At 31.8% G+C, this 14487-nt stretch carries 12 protein-coding genes; 4 read left to right on the top strand and 8 right to left on the bottom strand.

From position 1 onward, the window contains the following. Positions 1-9 precede the first annotated feature (9 nt). The gene (metF, locus tag CEP47_RS04200; protein WP_261920808.1) at positions 10-894 is read left to right on the top strand and encodes a methylenetetrahydrofolate reductase; all 885 of its coding nucleotides are present in this window, start codon (positions 10-12) and stop codon (positions 892-894) included. 14 nt (positions 895-908) lie between these two features. On the opposite strand, the gene rimI is transcribed toward metF, so the two are convergent. Together rimI and CEP47_RS04190 are read right to left on the bottom strand one after the other, a co-directional pair. Continuing rightward, the gene (rimI, locus tag CEP47_RS04195; protein ID WP_261920809.1) at positions 909-1358 is read right to left on the bottom strand and encodes a ribosomal protein S18-alanine N-acetyltransferase; all 450 of its coding nucleotides are present in this window, start codon (positions 1356-1358) and stop codon (positions 909-911) included. A gap of 5 nt (positions 1359-1363) precedes the next feature. Beyond that, on the bottom strand, positions 1364-1771 hold the full coding sequence (locus CEP47_RS04190; RefSeq protein WP_261920810.1) for a DNA polymerase III subunit psi: 408 nt from the start codon (positions 1769-1771) through the stop codon (positions 1364-1366). A 130-nt stretch (positions 1772-1901) separates the two neighbouring features. Between CEP47_RS04190 and rsmC the strand changes: the two genes are divergently transcribed. Next, on the top strand, positions 1902-2909 hold the full coding sequence (rsmC, locus tag CEP47_RS04185; RefSeq protein ID WP_261920811.1) for a 16S rRNA (guanine(1207)-N(2))-methyltransferase RsmC: 1008 nt from the start codon (positions 1902-1904) through the stop codon (positions 2907-2909). Positions 2910-2971: 62 nt separating this feature from the next. Here the strand turns inward: rsmC and CEP47_RS04180 are convergent, their stop codons facing one another. The 6 genes from CEP47_RS04180 to CEP47_RS04155 all read right to left on the bottom strand — a co-directional run bounded on the left by CEP47_RS04180 (position 2972) and on the right by CEP47_RS04155 (position 11883). Beyond that, positions 2972-6499 carry a S8 family serine peptidase gene (locus CEP47_RS04180; RefSeq protein ID WP_261920812.1) on the bottom strand — a complete coding sequence of 1176 codons (3528 nt, stop codon included), beginning with the start codon at positions 6497-6499 and terminating at the stop codon, positions 2972-2974. 292 nt (positions 6500-6791) lie between these two features. Next, the gene (locus tag CEP47_RS04175; protein WP_261920813.1) at positions 6792-8177 is read right to left on the bottom strand and encodes an MATE family efflux transporter; all 1386 of its coding nucleotides are present in this window, start codon (positions 8175-8177) and stop codon (positions 6792-6794) included. Between the two features lie 287 nt (positions 8178-8464). Beyond that, complete coding sequence (locus CEP47_RS04170; protein ID WP_265482678.1) at positions 8465-9526, bottom strand: methyltransferase regulatory domain-containing protein; 1062 nt, start codon at positions 9524-9526, stop codon at positions 8465-8467. Positions 9527-9675: 149 nt separating this feature from the next. Continuing rightward, positions 9676-10056, bottom strand: a complete 381-nt coding sequence (locus CEP47_RS04165) for an SAM-dependent methyltransferase (protein WP_265482676.1) — start codon at positions 10054-10056, stop codon at positions 9676-9678. A gap of 250 nt (positions 10057-10306) precedes the next feature. Then, positions 10307-11485 carry a methyltransferase regulatory domain-containing protein gene (locus CEP47_RS04160; RefSeq protein ID WP_261920816.1) on the bottom strand — a complete coding sequence of 393 codons (1179 nt, stop codon included), beginning with the start codon at positions 11483-11485 and terminating at the stop codon, positions 10307-10309. Then, the gene (locus tag CEP47_RS04155; protein WP_261920817.1) at positions 11419-11883 is read right to left on the bottom strand and encodes a class I SAM-dependent methyltransferase; all 465 of its coding nucleotides are present in this window, start codon (positions 11881-11883) and stop codon (positions 11419-11421) included. The genes CEP47_RS04160 and CEP47_RS04155 overlap by 67 nt, the downstream gene beginning before the upstream one ends. A gap of 440 nt (positions 11884-12323) precedes the next feature. On the opposite strand from CEP47_RS04155, the gene mukF reads away from it, so the two are divergent. Both mukF and mukE read left to right on the top strand, forming a co-directional pair. After that, positions 12324-13649: a chromosome partition protein MukF gene (gene mukF / locus CEP47_RS04150; RefSeq protein ID WP_261920818.1), complete on the top strand. Its 1326-nt coding sequence runs from the start codon at positions 12324-12326 to the stop codon at positions 13647-13649. A gap of 77 nt (positions 13650-13726) precedes the next feature. Continuing rightward, entirely contained in the window at positions 13727-14479 is a 753-nt protein-coding gene (mukE, locus tag CEP47_RS04145) for a chromosome partition protein MukE (protein WP_261920819.1), read from the top strand. The last annotated feature ends 8 nt before the right edge of the window (positions 14480-14487 follow it).

The following is a 14487-nucleotide window of genomic DNA, read 5'->3' as shown; positions in this document are numbered from 1 at the left end:
GAGGCGAAAATGAGTTATGCAAAGGAAATTAATTTACTAAACCAAAGTGTTGCAGATTTAAATGGGAATATTAATGTTTCATTTGAATTTTTCCCACCCAAAAATGAAAAAATGGAAGAAATTTTATGGGATTCTATTCATCGTTTAGAGGTATTAAAGCCTAAGTTTGTGTCAGTAACTTATGGTGCAAATTCAGGGGAACGTGATCGTACCCATAGTATTGTTAAAAATATTAAACAGGAAACAGGGATTGAGGCTGCCCCTCATCTGACAGGGATTGATGCTAGCCCTGATGAATTAAGATTAATAGCTCAAGATTATTGGCAAAATGGTATTCGCCATATTGTTGCTTTACGGGGTGATGAGCCAGCAGGTTATGCTAAGAAACCATTTTATGCGGTTGATTTAGTTAAACTTTTACGAGAGGTAGCAGATTTTGATATTTCTGTTGCGGCTTATCCAGAAGTACATCCAGAAGCAAAATCGGCACAATCTGATCTTATTTATTTGAAACAAAAAGTTGAAGCAGGGGCAAGTCGAGCAATTACACAATTTTTCTTTGATATTGATAGTTATCTACGTTTTCGAGATCGTTGCGTTACTGTTGGTATTGATGTTGAGATTGTCCCCGGTATTTTGCCAGTCTCGAATTTTATACAATTACAAAAAATGGCAAAACTGACCAATGTTAAAATTCCAAGTTGGTTAAGTAAATTGTATGATGGCTTGGAAAAAGATCAAACAACACGTAACTTAGTTGGGGCGAGCGTAGCTATTGATATGGTAAAAATCCTGTCAAAAGAAGGTGTGAAAGATTTCCATTTTTATACATTAAATCGATCTGAATTAACCTATGCGATTTGCCACACCCTTGGTTTACGCCCTAAAGTTTAGTTGCATAACCAATATTAAAAATAGTATGCCATTATTACCGCATTTTCCCGACCATTATCTGGTGTGCGGTAATATTCTTTACGCACGGTAAGCGTTTGAAAGCCAATAGTTTGATATAAATGCTGGGCGGCTAGATTGGATTCTCTTACTTCTAACCAGAGTGTCGAACAGCCTTTAGCCTGTAATTGTTGATTTAAATATTGTAATAATAATCTTCCGTAGCCTTTTGCTTGAAAATTAGGTGAGATTGCAATATTAAAGAGTGTTGCTTCATCTAAGAGGTGGTGGCAGATACAATAACCAATAATTTCCTGATTTTTTGTCAGTTTTAAATTTATATATTGCTCAGTACAGCATTCTTGGAAACTTTGTAAGCGCCAAGGTATCACTTGGCTACTTTGTTCAATCTGTAAAATAATTGGTAAATCATTCAGTGTAAGTGGTGTGATATTGAGATCTGACATAATATTTATTCAAGGGTAGCATTTAAAAACTGTTGGATTTTTTTCCATAAATCTCGTTTAGCCGTAGGAGATTGGCAAAATTGGCTGATTTCAGGTAATTGCCATGAATTTTCGCTTGAAAGTGTTTTTAATTCGGGCATTTCTCCCCAACAACAGTAGATTAATTTAGCGTGAGTTTTTAGGCGATTAAGTTGGCTTTTTTCAAGCCACATTACTTGTTCCGAAGTTAATTGACAGGCACGTAAAATATCTTGAAAGAGTGGAATCGATGAAGGATCAATTTTTTGTGTAGTTATCATTAAAAGGCGAACGTGGCTAGGGACATACATAGTAGCATAGCCTTTGAATATCTCGGGACGACGTAATTGCCAGCGAGTAATTCCCATTTCTTGTAGTAATAACGCTTTTCGCATAAATGGTAGTTATTTATTATTTGACTTATTTTCTTAAATATTATCATACCATTTTATTTTATCGAGAAAAACGAGGAATTTACGCTATAAAATTAGTATAATAATTAAATTTAATTAACAGAGAGAACCAATGATTTCAATTGAAAGTGAAGTAGTTGCACGTCATTTACCTTTTTTTCAAGGTAAAAAAGTTTTAATTTCTGGTGGAGTAAATGATAATTTTGCACAGCAATTAAATAAAATCGCTGATAAAGTAACTCAACAGAGTTTATATTTTGATTATATTAATCACCATTCAGCAACAATTTTTGGTTTATCATTATCTAATCAGATTATCGCTGAAACCGATCTTATTTTGTATTATTGGACAAAGAATAAACAAGAAAATTTATTTTTATTAACTTATCTTTTAGCAAATTTATCTGCTTGTCAGGAAATTTTATTAGTTGGTGAAAATCGAAGTGGTGTTCGTGCGGTTGAAAATTTATTAAAACCTTTTGGTATCGTTCGCAAAATAGATTCAGCACGCCGTTGTGGTTTATATTATTTTTCATTACAAAAACGCCCACAATTTAATTTAAACCAATGGTGGCAACAATATTCTGTAACTCGTTATAATTTGAATGTAATGAGCCTACCGGGGGTATTTAGTGCCAATGCTTTGGATCAAGGTACAGAATTATTGCTTGAGAGCTTTGACAATTCGACCAAAATTACAGGTAAGGTGTTAGATCTCGGTTGTGGGGCTGGTGTTATTGGCAGTTATTTGAAATCTTCTTTTCCTTCTATTGAGTTAACAATGTGTGATATTCATGCTTTAGCTTTACTTTCGGCAGAGAAAACATTAGAACAAAATACTGCAACGGGTGAGATTGTTGCTAGTGATGTATTTAGTCATATTAATGAAAAATTTGATTTTATTGTTTCTAATCCTCCTTTTCATAATGGTATGGAAATAACTTATCAAGCGGTTGAAAAGTTAATTAGTCAGGCAAAAGAATACCTTATTTCTGGCGGAAAATTACGTATTGTTGCAAATGCTTTTTTACCTTATCCTCATTTATTAGATCAATATTTTGGTAATCATCAAGTTTTAGCGAAAAATAATAAATTTAAAGTATATCAGGTAAGTAAATAGTTTATTTAAAATAAAAGGCTATTTTATAAAAAATAGCCTTATATCTGATTAAATATTAATGGTTAGAATTGATAAGAAATACCCAAATTAAATCCTTTTTCTTGTTTTAAATTTGTGTTGAAACTACCATTAAAAGTTATCTTCTTAGTCAACTTCGTTTCTAACGTTAAATTTAAATTCTGCACTAATTTTTTACTATCTCTATTATAAAATTTTAATGGAGAAATCAGTGTGTCATCTTGTAAATAACCTTTTAACTGATTATTCGTATTAAAGGTTTTACTTAATTGGTATGCAAGATAAAAATGTGTATTTCTTAAATCGAAAGGGTTTTGATATTGGTAAATAAGACCTGCAAACCACGCTTTAGAATTTTTAGTTTGTTGATCTAATACTAGATTAAAATTCCCTGTATGCGTTTCATTGATTTTATTCATTTTCGTTGTAGTAAAACTTAAACCATAATAGGGGGTAAACCATTGTTTTGGAGTTAAAGTTAATTTATGAGAAATAAAAAATTCATTGCTGAGAGATTGATAGTGGTAATTATGCTGATAGGTATAAGATTGATTATCTAAATTTCCTTGGCGATCTAATTTACCTTTTAAATCACTATAACTAAATTGATAATTTAAATTTAATTTATCTAATAAAGGGTAACTAATTGCCAAATTAATAGCTTTACTCTTACCACTATTATCCGCATTAGAGACAGCTTCTTGGTTACTGATATTCGCCGTATTTAATCCTAATAAAAGTGATATATTATTTGAGGAAAGATAATTCAAATTTAATTGGTTTAATTGAATATTATTTTTATTTTTGCCAAATAATTGAGAATATGTATAGCCAAGTTGGAATCCTTGCGTATTATTGGTTAATAAATTTTCTCGATTTTTTTGGTTAGTAAAATTAACTAATCTTTGGTTTTGTTGATAAGCATTAATAAATTCATTACCTGATAAAGAGAAATATGAATTTTTAATACTGTCTTTATTAGGTTCAGCTTGAATTTCAGCAATTAATGTTGTTAATGGAGAATAATTATTTTCTTGATCCGTTTCATCACTAGATGCCGCCCGAGCTAGATGTTCTGTACGAGGTGAGTTTGATACACTACGATGTAAGGCATCTAGATTTTCTGCACCAGTTTTAGCGATAGAATAAGTTTCTTCTTTAGGTGAGATAAATTCATTTAATTTATTTATCGCACCAGCATAAGTTGCGGTAACAGAGATAACATTGATTGTTTTATTATCAACGTTTATTTTTTCGGTATTGATAGTGTTAGTTTCTAATAAAGGAATACTAGTGAAGTGTTCAAATGTACCTTTTAAATCACCTTGAGCAACTAAAGCATCACCAATCAGCGTATTGTGATTAACAAATATTTTCTTAAAACCAGTAATATTTAATGTTCCTGCTAAAGTCGCATTGCCTTTAATTAATAGTGGTTGTCCTAAAAGAACATTTAATTTTCCAGCTTCATCTTGAATATAATCGCCGTTAATTACCATACCATAATGACTACGAGTTTCGTTAATATGATTTGGTTTGGTGGCAAAAATACTATAATTACTTAGTGTGCCTTGATTATAGACATTATTAACCCAGCCTGAGCCATAAAGATAACTATTTTGATTAATGATAATATCTGAATTTGTAATAACACCATCAATATTGACAATCGCTTTAGAATATAAAACTGTATCGCCTTTATAAGTATTTACACCAGATAAAGAAAGTACATTCTGTTTATTATTACCATAAACTTTCAGTCCATAATTACCGCTAATATCATTTGAAAAACGGTATATTTCATTATTGGTTTGATAATTTTCGTTGTGGGATAAATTAACGATAAAATCAGACTTATAAAATTGTTTTGGACCTCGAATTGCACTTAATGGCTGAATTAACCCCCAACCATATTTATCATCAATCCCCGGGGTACCTAAATCTTGAGCGGTAGTGAGAACTGTTTGTTGCACGTTGTAATTGTTCATAAAAGGGAAAACACTACGGACTAATGCGAGTGTTCCAGCAACGTAAGGTGCTGCAAACGATGTACCATAAGATTTTTCAAACTCTGATATAGCTGAGCCTTCAGGTCTATATTTTAAATATTCAGAGTTTTTATAGACTAAAGTTGTACCAAGGGCAAAAATACAGGTTTCTTTGGTGTCATTACAATGATTTGTATAGCGAGCACCGCTTGCAGATTCAGGATCATAAGCACCAACGGATAATTGAGCATTATAGTAATCTGGATATTTATCTTTAAATGTCAAAGAAGCATAGTTGAACGCAGATACTTGTCTGTTGGCTTGATTTCCTAAAGAAATCACGGTCAAAATATCATTTTCTTTTGAGTATTGATTCAATAATTTAATTTGTTGTTCTAATCTTGTAACCAGAGGATTATTTTTAGCCAGTTCAAGAGATTGTTTGGTAAAAGAATTAGATAAAGATATATTTAAAATATTATATCCTTGTTGGATTAGGTCTTTAAGTTTATTCGATGAAATTAGGCTTGTAAAACTTGAATATTTAGAGTTATTTTTTTGAAAACCAAGAAATGCAATACTGCCTTTTTCACTTAAAAAGCCGAGGCGATAGTCATAATTGTTTAAATGATATTTTTCAATGAAAGCATTATTTGGTTTACCTATTAATACACTCGCTACTTTATCTCCGTGTCCTAAGCCACCAGTAAGGTTAAGGGTTTGGGATTTAGATAAGATATAGTCAACACTTTTTAATCTATCTTGATAAAGATCAGCATTCTTAGTCATTGTAGTATCTAAGATAGCGATTTTGGCTAAATTTTCATTGATTTTATCTTTGAGAGAAGATAGATCGTAATCTATGCCATTTAAGAATGTAATAATATCTTTAGGTTTTTCAAAATCACGTTCTAATCGATCCCATTTAAACGCTTGTTCTAGTTGTTCTTTTGTCCATTTAGTTTTCTCATTTACCACGATTGAAGTGTTGGCTGAATGGGTTGAATATTTTTTAATGCCATCGTATTGATTCGCTGTATTCTTTGGTAGTCGATAGGTTTTTTGGTGGTTTGTATTATATATTTCTTGATTAATCAGTTTATTTTTTTCCCCTGCAGTGAGCCAATCATTTACAGCAGATTGAGGAATAGTATTTTTTTCTGCTCCAGTATTGCTAAAAGGATTGTGATAATCCGTATTTAATGAAGGCAAAGATGGTGAAGGAATATTTTCTGTCACACTGGTTTCAACAAAACCAGCTGTTTTCGTTTCTTCTGTATTGCTAGAAAAAACATCTTCTATTGTATTATGTGTAATATCAGGATCTTTGGGAGGATTGTCTTTAGGCAAATTAACACGAGGTTGTTTTGTAGTGGTGTTATGATCCGTCTCAAGTGTATTTTTTGTTTCTTTGGTAGTAGTAATATATGAAGGTGGTGTACTATTGGTGTGAAAGTTTTTTTCGGCATTACTATTCCCGCTACTACCACCGCCCCCTCCATTACAGGCAGATAACGTAATCGCAAGAGCAATACTCATTGCTAATCGAGAGACTGGAAAGGAAAGGGCATTATGTTGTTGCATATAATATTTCTCTTTTTAAAAATATTTATGTTTAATTAAAAATGATCGAAAAATTCTACAATTTGGGTATTTATTTGTCAAATTGAAATTGGATGTTTAAATTGTTTATTTTAATTGTAAAGAGAGATATTTCTAAGTAATTACCATTCTTTATTATTAAAATTAGAATATTATTTAAAATAATAGTTTTAGAACTAATTATATTTTATTAATAACACCTTTCGCCTTTTAATACCTCTCAGTTAAAAATTCAAATATCATTTTGAAAATTTAATTTTTATTAGATATAGAGCTAACGGATTTTATCTAAATCGGCTAATAATTTTTCTGCTGGTATAGCTTGAATTTTTTTTAAGCGGAAATAAAGCATAATTGCCACTAAACTTAAAGAAAGAACAAAGCCAATCCAAAAACCTTTTGCCATCATATTTGGGACAATTAAATTTGTCATACCTAATATATAGCCCACTGGTAAGCCGACAAGACAATAGCTGAAAAGGGTAACCCAAAGGATTGGTTTAATATCTTTATATCCTCTTAATGCACCACCAGTGATGGCTTGAACGGCATCAGGAAATTGATAAATAACTTCAAAGATCAGGAGAACAGCTGCCATTTTGATAACAACAGGATCTTTGACAAAAATTTCCGCAATTTGATAGCGGAATGAAAAAACAAGAATTGCCGTAATGACCGTAACCGATAAACCTAATACCAACGCTGTATTGGTAAATTGTTTGGCTTGTTCAGGTTTATGTTGCCCTAAACTTTGCCCGACTAAAATGGTTGTTGCCATAGCGATTGAGACGGGCAACATATAGATAAAAGAGCTGGTATTTAAGCCAATTTGATGGCTTGCAATTTCATTTGCACCATATCGAGCAATAAGGATTGAAATAATTCGGAATAAGAATATTTCACTACAAATCGCTAAAGCGATTGGTATTCCAAGGCGAAGTAATTTTTTTAATGTTTTTTTATGCGGTAGTTCAAAAAAATGATGGAAAACATTTAAATCTTTTTGTGATGGAGTTTTATAGCAGTAAATAAGGATTAAAAATAAGCCAACCCAGCTTAATATTGTAGTTGAAATGCCACAACCCACCGCACCATAAGCAGGTAAACCGAATTTTCCGTAAATGAAAATATAGTTTAACGGAATATTGAGTAACAACATAATGAACGCAATAATCATTGCTGGCATTGTTTTTGCAATACCATCATTCAAGCCACGAAATGTAATCATTAATAGATAGGGAAAAGCACCAAATGCCATTGCTTTTAGGTAATTAATACTGATATCAGCAAGATGTTGATCCATTTTCATCGTATTAATAATGACTTCACTATAATAAGAGATAAGCATAACTGGAATGCTAATAAAAAAAGCAATCCACATACCTTGATGGATTTGGTGGGCAATTAAATGCCGTTTACCCGAACCATTGAGATACGAAATTGTTGGTGGTAAAGCGAGTAATAATCCTTGTCCAAATAAGATTAAAGGTAGCCAAATTGAAGCACTGATGGAAATTGCCGCCATATCATCAGTACTTACCTGCCCTGCCATAATGGTGTCAACTAATCCCATTGAATTTTGAGCAAGTTGAGCAATTAAGATAGGGAAAGCCAGTCTAGTTAATTGAATTAATTGAGATTTATAGGATTGTAGCACCATTTAAAAATACCACTTACAGGTTGTGTTTCAACCTAAAAATATTTACTCTTTGCTGATTTTGCATAGGAATTTATGCAGATATTTTAATTTAGATTATGACTAGAAAGTAGCAACTTTAAAGTATCCGCATTGTAGAACAGAGTAGGGGAAAATACCATAGCAAAAGAAAATAAATTTTTGTTCTTGGAGGGAGACAAAACAACTAGAAAGCCTATTGTTTGAAAACGAGATTTTGCTTGGTTTTCGGGCTTTCTAGTTAATTTAAGTTACATAACCTATTTAACAGCTTAAAATTTTTCAAAGAAATAATGATTTTTCAACGTATCCATTATTTCAGTGATAAAAATATTACAGGTTTTATCCATTTCAACTGGATCTGTAATAGTATATTTTGAACCATCTTGGCGAGTGATAATAAAGTATTGCTTAGTATCAAGCATAAATTTTTTAGCAGCGTTAATAATATCTTGTTTGCTATTTATACCATCAAACATCAGTGCAAACTTTGCTTGGCTAGCATTTAATTTGACATTATTGTTTAACAGATTAGAAAGACAGATAAAAGGATTCTCATTGCGAGCAAAATAATCGAAATATTTAATATATCTAGGTTTTAATCTGACATTACCTTTTTCATAATCAAAGGTTTCTAATTTGTGTTTAAGAAAACCTATGACCGAATAACTTATTAAACAGGCTATTTGTTGATAGAATTCTTTTTTCTTTTCTGGATATTTATCAATTAAATATTTTAGTGTAATTGTATTTGGGTAATGTGCGGTTAATTCTTGAGCTAAAGTTGCGTATGATTTTGGATGTTTAGATGTTCCAGCTGCATTTGTAATATGGTCATCTTTAATAATAAAACTACCAAAAAATTCTAGTTTATCTAAGTCAGTATGCGCAAAATGTAAATTTAGACTTTGATTCGTTGTAGGAATATTACTTGGATGAGTTAATATACTTGCACGGAAATTACGGTTACATAAAAAATCACCGTATTGCTCTTTTTCTATTCTATCTAAATGGCCAAAATCATTTGTAAAGGTAACATAAGTTGGAATCATTAATGCATCAATTAAATATTCCAAACCGTATTTTCTAGCTTGAGTGACAAAATCAGTAAAATAACAAGGGTCATTATATTCTTCTAAATATTCGTGCAGAATATAAGAGTCGTTATTATTATTTAATACTGATTCTATTGTTTCATTTAACAGTGGGTGGAAGGATTTTTGACGATAAGCATCGTCTGATTGCAGCATACTCTTTGCATAAGTTTTTAATACTTTTTTTGCTAAGGATAATTTTCTTGAATCATTGGTAGTATCTCTACTGGCATAATTCATTAAGTCTCTTATAATATCCTGTTGTTTCCATCCCGGATAAGTATTGTAAGAAATATATGCTAAACCAGTTGGTTTTAATAGTTTTGCAGATAAAAAGAGAATCGCATTTTTTACATCGTCTGGTACCCAACTATAAACACCGTGTGTAATTATATAATCAAATTTTGTTTGAAAAATAGACAGTTGGGGGGGGGGGTAGTTGCATTTCTGAAACTACCGGCTAAATTTAAAATATCTTGTTGAATCAGTTTTATATTCTTTATCCCCAGTTCTTGAATAATCTTTTTTCCATGATTAATTTGAGTGGCGGAAATATCTATACCAATAAATTCAGAATCGGGATTGGCTAATGCCATAGGGATTAAATTACCACCAAATGCACAGCCTATTTCTAATATTCTTGCCTGTTCAATAGAGGCTGGTTTTAAACCTAAAAATGTGGCGATTGCTTCTAATTTATAAATAGAACTTTCTGTATATGCCATAGAGAGATATGGTGTTCTATCATAGGATTGTTGCACTTGATTCATAAATAAGTTTACTAAAATAATAAAAAAATTACTTTAATACATTATATAGATAATAAATTAAACATTATATACCTATAAGTGATTACATTTTCTTAATTGAGTAATAAATAGATATTTTGATTAAAAGTAATGCTTGTTTTTTATTTTTTGTAATAAAAATTTAAAATAAAAAGCGTGTTTATTTATAAAACACGCTTTTCATAAATTATTGTTAATATGTTGTTAACAATTAATTAACAATTTAAATGCTTTAGTGATTAATATATTCAAAGAAGTAGTTTAGTTCTAATGTTGCTTTAATTTCATTAATAAAGGTATAACAAGTTTTTTCAATTTCGTCAGTATCTAGAATTTTTTGCTCTGTTCCATCAGCTTGTGTTTGAGTAAAGTGAAGGTCATATTCCTGCATATAAGCTTTTACTGCAGCAATAATTTCATCAACACTATTATTGCCATCAAACATTACAGCGAATCGTGCATGGCTAGGCGTTAATTTCAGCGTACCATTTAGTATATTTGCTGGCATTAAGTTTGGGGCTTCTTCATTTGCAAAATAATTAAAGTATTGAATGTAACCGTTTTTTAAACGACTTTTTCCTACTTCATACTTAATTTTTTCTAGTTTATGAGTTGTAAAATTAACACTTGCATAAGCGATTAATTTAAGTAATTGGTCGTGGACTATGTCTTTTAATTCTGGATATTTATCGATTAAATATTGAGTGGTAATGGTGTTTGGATAATTTTCTGTCAATTCTTTGGTGATAGTGGTAAAACTTTCTGGATATTGAGCACTTCCTGTAATATCTTTAATCTTATTATCCTCAAAAGTAAATTGCCCAAAAAACTCTAATTTATCTAAATTAGTTTTTGCAAAAACTAAATTTAAACTATCTTTAGCCTTAATGGCATTAGCTTTCGGAGTTAAAATACTTGCTCTGAATGTGCGGTTAAATAGAAAATCATTGATTTGTTCACGTGCAATCCGATCTTCTCCTTCTACAATTTGTGTTCTGATGTTGTAGCTTGGTAGAATGGAAGCATCAATTAAATAATCCAGATTATACTTTCTTACTCGTTGTATAAATTGTTCAAAATAACAAGGATTATTATAATCTTCTAAATATTCGTGAAATACATAAGAGTCATTTGGATTATCTAACACTTCTTGAGCATTTTTGCACAGTGATGGTACGCTTTGATCATCAATATCTTTAATCGTTTCAATATAATTAGTTAGTGCAGCTTTAGAAGTGATTATTTTTTGTATTGGGTTAGTTTCATTTTTAGATGAAATAAGCATTAAATCACGCACGATTTCTCTACTCTTCCAACCGGGATAGACATTATATGAAATATAAGCTAATCCTTCTTCTGACAGTAATTGAGAAGAAAGATAAATAATCGCATCTTTAACTTCATCTGGCACCCAACTATATACACCGTGGGTGATAATATAATCAAATTTTTGCTGAAAAACCTCGTGGGGGGGGTAGAATTATGTCTAAATTTATTAGCTAATTCAAGGACATCCATTTGGTATAATGAAAGATTTTTTAACTCTAATTGTTTAATTGCTTGTTGACCAAAATGAATCTGTATATTCGATAAATCTATCCCAACAAAGGTCGAATTTGGATTTTCAATTGCTGCGGTAACTAAATTTCCACCTGAGCTACAGCCGATTTCTAATATTCTTGCTTGATTAACAGGAACGGGAGCTAATCCTAGAAAAGTAGCAATACCTTCTAGTTTATAAATAGAACTATTTGCATGAGCATAAGATTTGTATGGAATTTCATCATAGGATTGCTGAATATTCTTCATTTCCGCCTCTATATTTACCGATTAAGTCTTTACTAATTTGTTGTTATATTTTAACTGAAATTGAGAATTATACGGATTATTTTGCGGAATGGTAATATTTTACTTTGATATTATGTAAAAAGATAAAATTTTTCACTCCTCCCCTTTTAGAGGTATTTAGACAAATAATTTATACAAAAAAATTCGATCAAATAATCAACTTTTATTTACATATCAGTGGTAAAAAATCAAAAAATTTTGGATATCCTAAATATATCTACTGATATTTCAGCCAAAAATCAGGTAAAATGTCGCAATTTTTCTAAATTAATTAGGTATAAAGTCGATTAAGTTTGGGATAAGTGATTTGCTTAATCAAATTTACCCTGATTCATAATTAATCATACCTTAACATTTAATAAGTCAGTCTGAGTAAAGATAAAAGTGAGCAAGATAAACCGATGAAGGAATTAAACCAGACGATCCCAGAATTAGTCAGTTGGGCAAAAGAACGAGAATTTTCGTTAAATTTAACCACCGAAAGGTTAACATTTTTATTGGCAATTGCCATTTATAATAACGAACGTTCAGATGGTGAAATGCTAGAAAGTGACTTAATTGATATGTTTCGCCACGTTTCAGTCGTATTTGGGCAGGCAGAAGAAACGCTAATTTCTCGGGCGAACAATGCAATTAATGAACTGGTAAAACAAAATTTTTTGAATCGTTTCAGTAGTGAATTTACAGAAGGTTTAGCTATCTATCGTTTAACCCCTTTAGGGGTTGGTATTTCGGACTTTTACATTCGTCAACGTGAGTTTTCCGCTTTACGCTTATCTATTCAATTATCTATCGTTGCTGATGGTATTCAACAAGCGGCAGAAGCGGCAGAAGTTGGTGGTGATGAACATTATTGGCGGCGTAAGGTTTTTGCACCACTGAAATATTCTGTGGCAGAGATTTTCGATAGTATCGACCTTTCACAAAGAATTATGGATGAAAATCAACAAACAACGAAAGCGGCAATCGCCGAGCTTTTAACGAAAGATTGGCAAGCTGCTATTTCAAGTTGTGAACAGTTGTTAGATCAAACTTCTGGCAATTTACGTGAGTTACAAGATACCTTAAATGCTGCTGGTGATAAGTTACAGGCGGGATTGTTACGTATTCAAGATTGCATAATTGGTGAAGAAAAGCTTTATTTTGTTGAACAGTTGATTATTGATTTACAGGCAAAACTAGATCGAATTATTAGTTGGGGACAACAAGCTATTGATCTATGGATTGGTTATGATCGGCATGTACATAAATTTATTCGTACAGCGATTGATTTAGATAAAAATCGTGTTTTTTCACAACGCTTACGCCGTTCTATTGCAGATTATTTTGATTTACCTTGGTATTTATGGAGTGCACAAGCCGAACGATTGATCGATCTACGAGAAGAAGAGGTTATTTTACACGAGGAAAGTGCAATTGGTGAATTACCAGCAGCATTAGAGTATGAATCCTTGCAAAATGTACAGGATCAAATTGTCGAACAGATGCAGACCTTATTAGTCGGATATCGTGAACGTTCTGAACCGATCGATTTAAGCCAACTGCTTAGCCAGCAATTAGAGCGTTATCCACTTTCATATCATTTTAATGTTGCACGGATTATTGTTGATCAAGCGGTACGTTTAGGAATTGCTAGCCAAGATTTTAGTGGCATTAATCCACAATGGCAGGCAATTAATGCTCAAGGAGCAGCCGTACAGGCACACCCAATTGATGAATATAAATAATGCTATTTTGAGTTTCTATTGAAGTAGATAAAATCGAGCAAATTATTCTTATATTATTGACTAAATAGATAAAAATTATGTTAGAGAAAAATCCATTAACTGATACCGATGTAATGCCGAGTAAATTAATACAGGCGATTGCAAATCCTCTTTTTCCTCAAGTTGACAGTTTATTACGGTCAGGACGACATATAAGTATTGATAGTCTTGATGCTCACGCTTTCTTAATGGACTTTCAGTCTGATTTGGAACTTTTCTATCGGCGTTATAATGTTGAATTGATCCTTGCACCAGAAGGTTTCTTTTATTTACGCCCTAAAGCAACAACCTTAATTGCACGGTCAGCATTATCTGAATTAGAAATGCTAGTTGGCAAAGTATTATGTTACCTCTATCTCAGCCCCGAACGTTTAGCACAACAAGGGATTTTTAGTGTGCAAGAGGTGTATGATGAGTTATTGAATTTAGCAGATGAAAATAAATTATTGAAAGTGGTCAATCAACGCTCTAGTGGTTCGGATTTAGATAAACAAAAATTAGCAGAAAAAGTTCGAGCAGCAATAGGGCGTTTACGGCGGTTAGGAATGGTGCATCATATCGGTGAACAGCATAGTGGTAAGTTTACCATTACTGAGGCGGTATTTCGTTTTGGGGCTGATGTTCGTCTTGGTGATGATCCACGAGAGGCACAGTTACGCTTAATTCGTGATGGTGAGGCTACAAATCCAGAAGCATTGTCTTTAGAAAAACAAGCCAAAAATCAAGACCAAGCGGAAATTGAAAATGGTGAGGACGAACAAACAACGAATTTTAGTGGAGTAGCAGAATAATGGAACAA

This window comes from Mergibacter septicus (assembly GCF_003265225.1).
GTDB classification, from domain to species: domain Bacteria; phylum Pseudomonadota; class Gammaproteobacteria; order Enterobacterales; family Pasteurellaceae; genus Mergibacter; species Mergibacter septicus.
Note: the sequence above shows the minus strand (reverse complement) of the source record. Positions and strands in the feature narration are given on the sequence as shown.

Excerpts from the sequence above, each read along its gene's own strand:
- mukE (WP_261920819.1), top strand. The coding sequence starts at position 13,727 with ATGTTAGAGAAAAATCCATTAACTGATACCGATGTAATGCCGAGTAAA.
- CEP47_RS04165 (WP_265482676.1), bottom strand. The coding sequence starts at position 10,056 with ATGAATCAAGTGCAACAATCCTATGATAGAACACCATATCTCTCTATG.
- CEP47_RS04175 (WP_261920813.1), bottom strand. The coding sequence starts at position 8,177 with ATGGTGCTACAATCCTATAAATCTCAATTAATTCAATTAACTAGACTG.
- rsmC (WP_261920811.1), top strand. The coding sequence starts at position 1,902 with ATGATTTCAATTGAAAGTGAAGTAGTTGCACGTCATTTACCTTTTTTT.
- CEP47_RS04155 (WP_261920817.1), bottom strand. The coding sequence starts at position 11,883 with ATGAAGAATATTCAGCAATCCTATGATGAAATTCCATACAAATCTTAT.
- CEP47_RS04170 (WP_265482678.1), bottom strand. The coding sequence starts at position 9,526 with ATGAATTATGCCAGTAGAGATACTACCAATGATTCAAGAAAATTATCC.
- metF (WP_261920808.1), top strand. The coding sequence starts at position 10 with ATGAGTTATGCAAAGGAAATTAATTTACTAAACCAAAGTGTTGCAGAT.
- CEP47_RS04190 (WP_261920810.1), bottom strand. The coding sequence starts at position 1,771 with ATGCGAAAAGCGTTATTACTACAAGAAATGGGAATTACTCGCTGGCAA.
- rimI (WP_261920809.1), bottom strand. The coding sequence starts at position 1,358 with ATGTCAGATCTCAATATCACACCACTTACACTGAATGATTTACCAATT.
- mukF (WP_261920818.1), top strand. The coding sequence starts at position 12,324 with ATGAAGGAATTAAACCAGACGATCCCAGAATTAGTCAGTTGGGCAAAA.
- CEP47_RS04180 (WP_261920812.1), bottom strand. The coding sequence starts at position 6,499 with ATGCAACAACATAATGCCCTTTCCTTTCCAGTCTCTCGATTAGCAATG.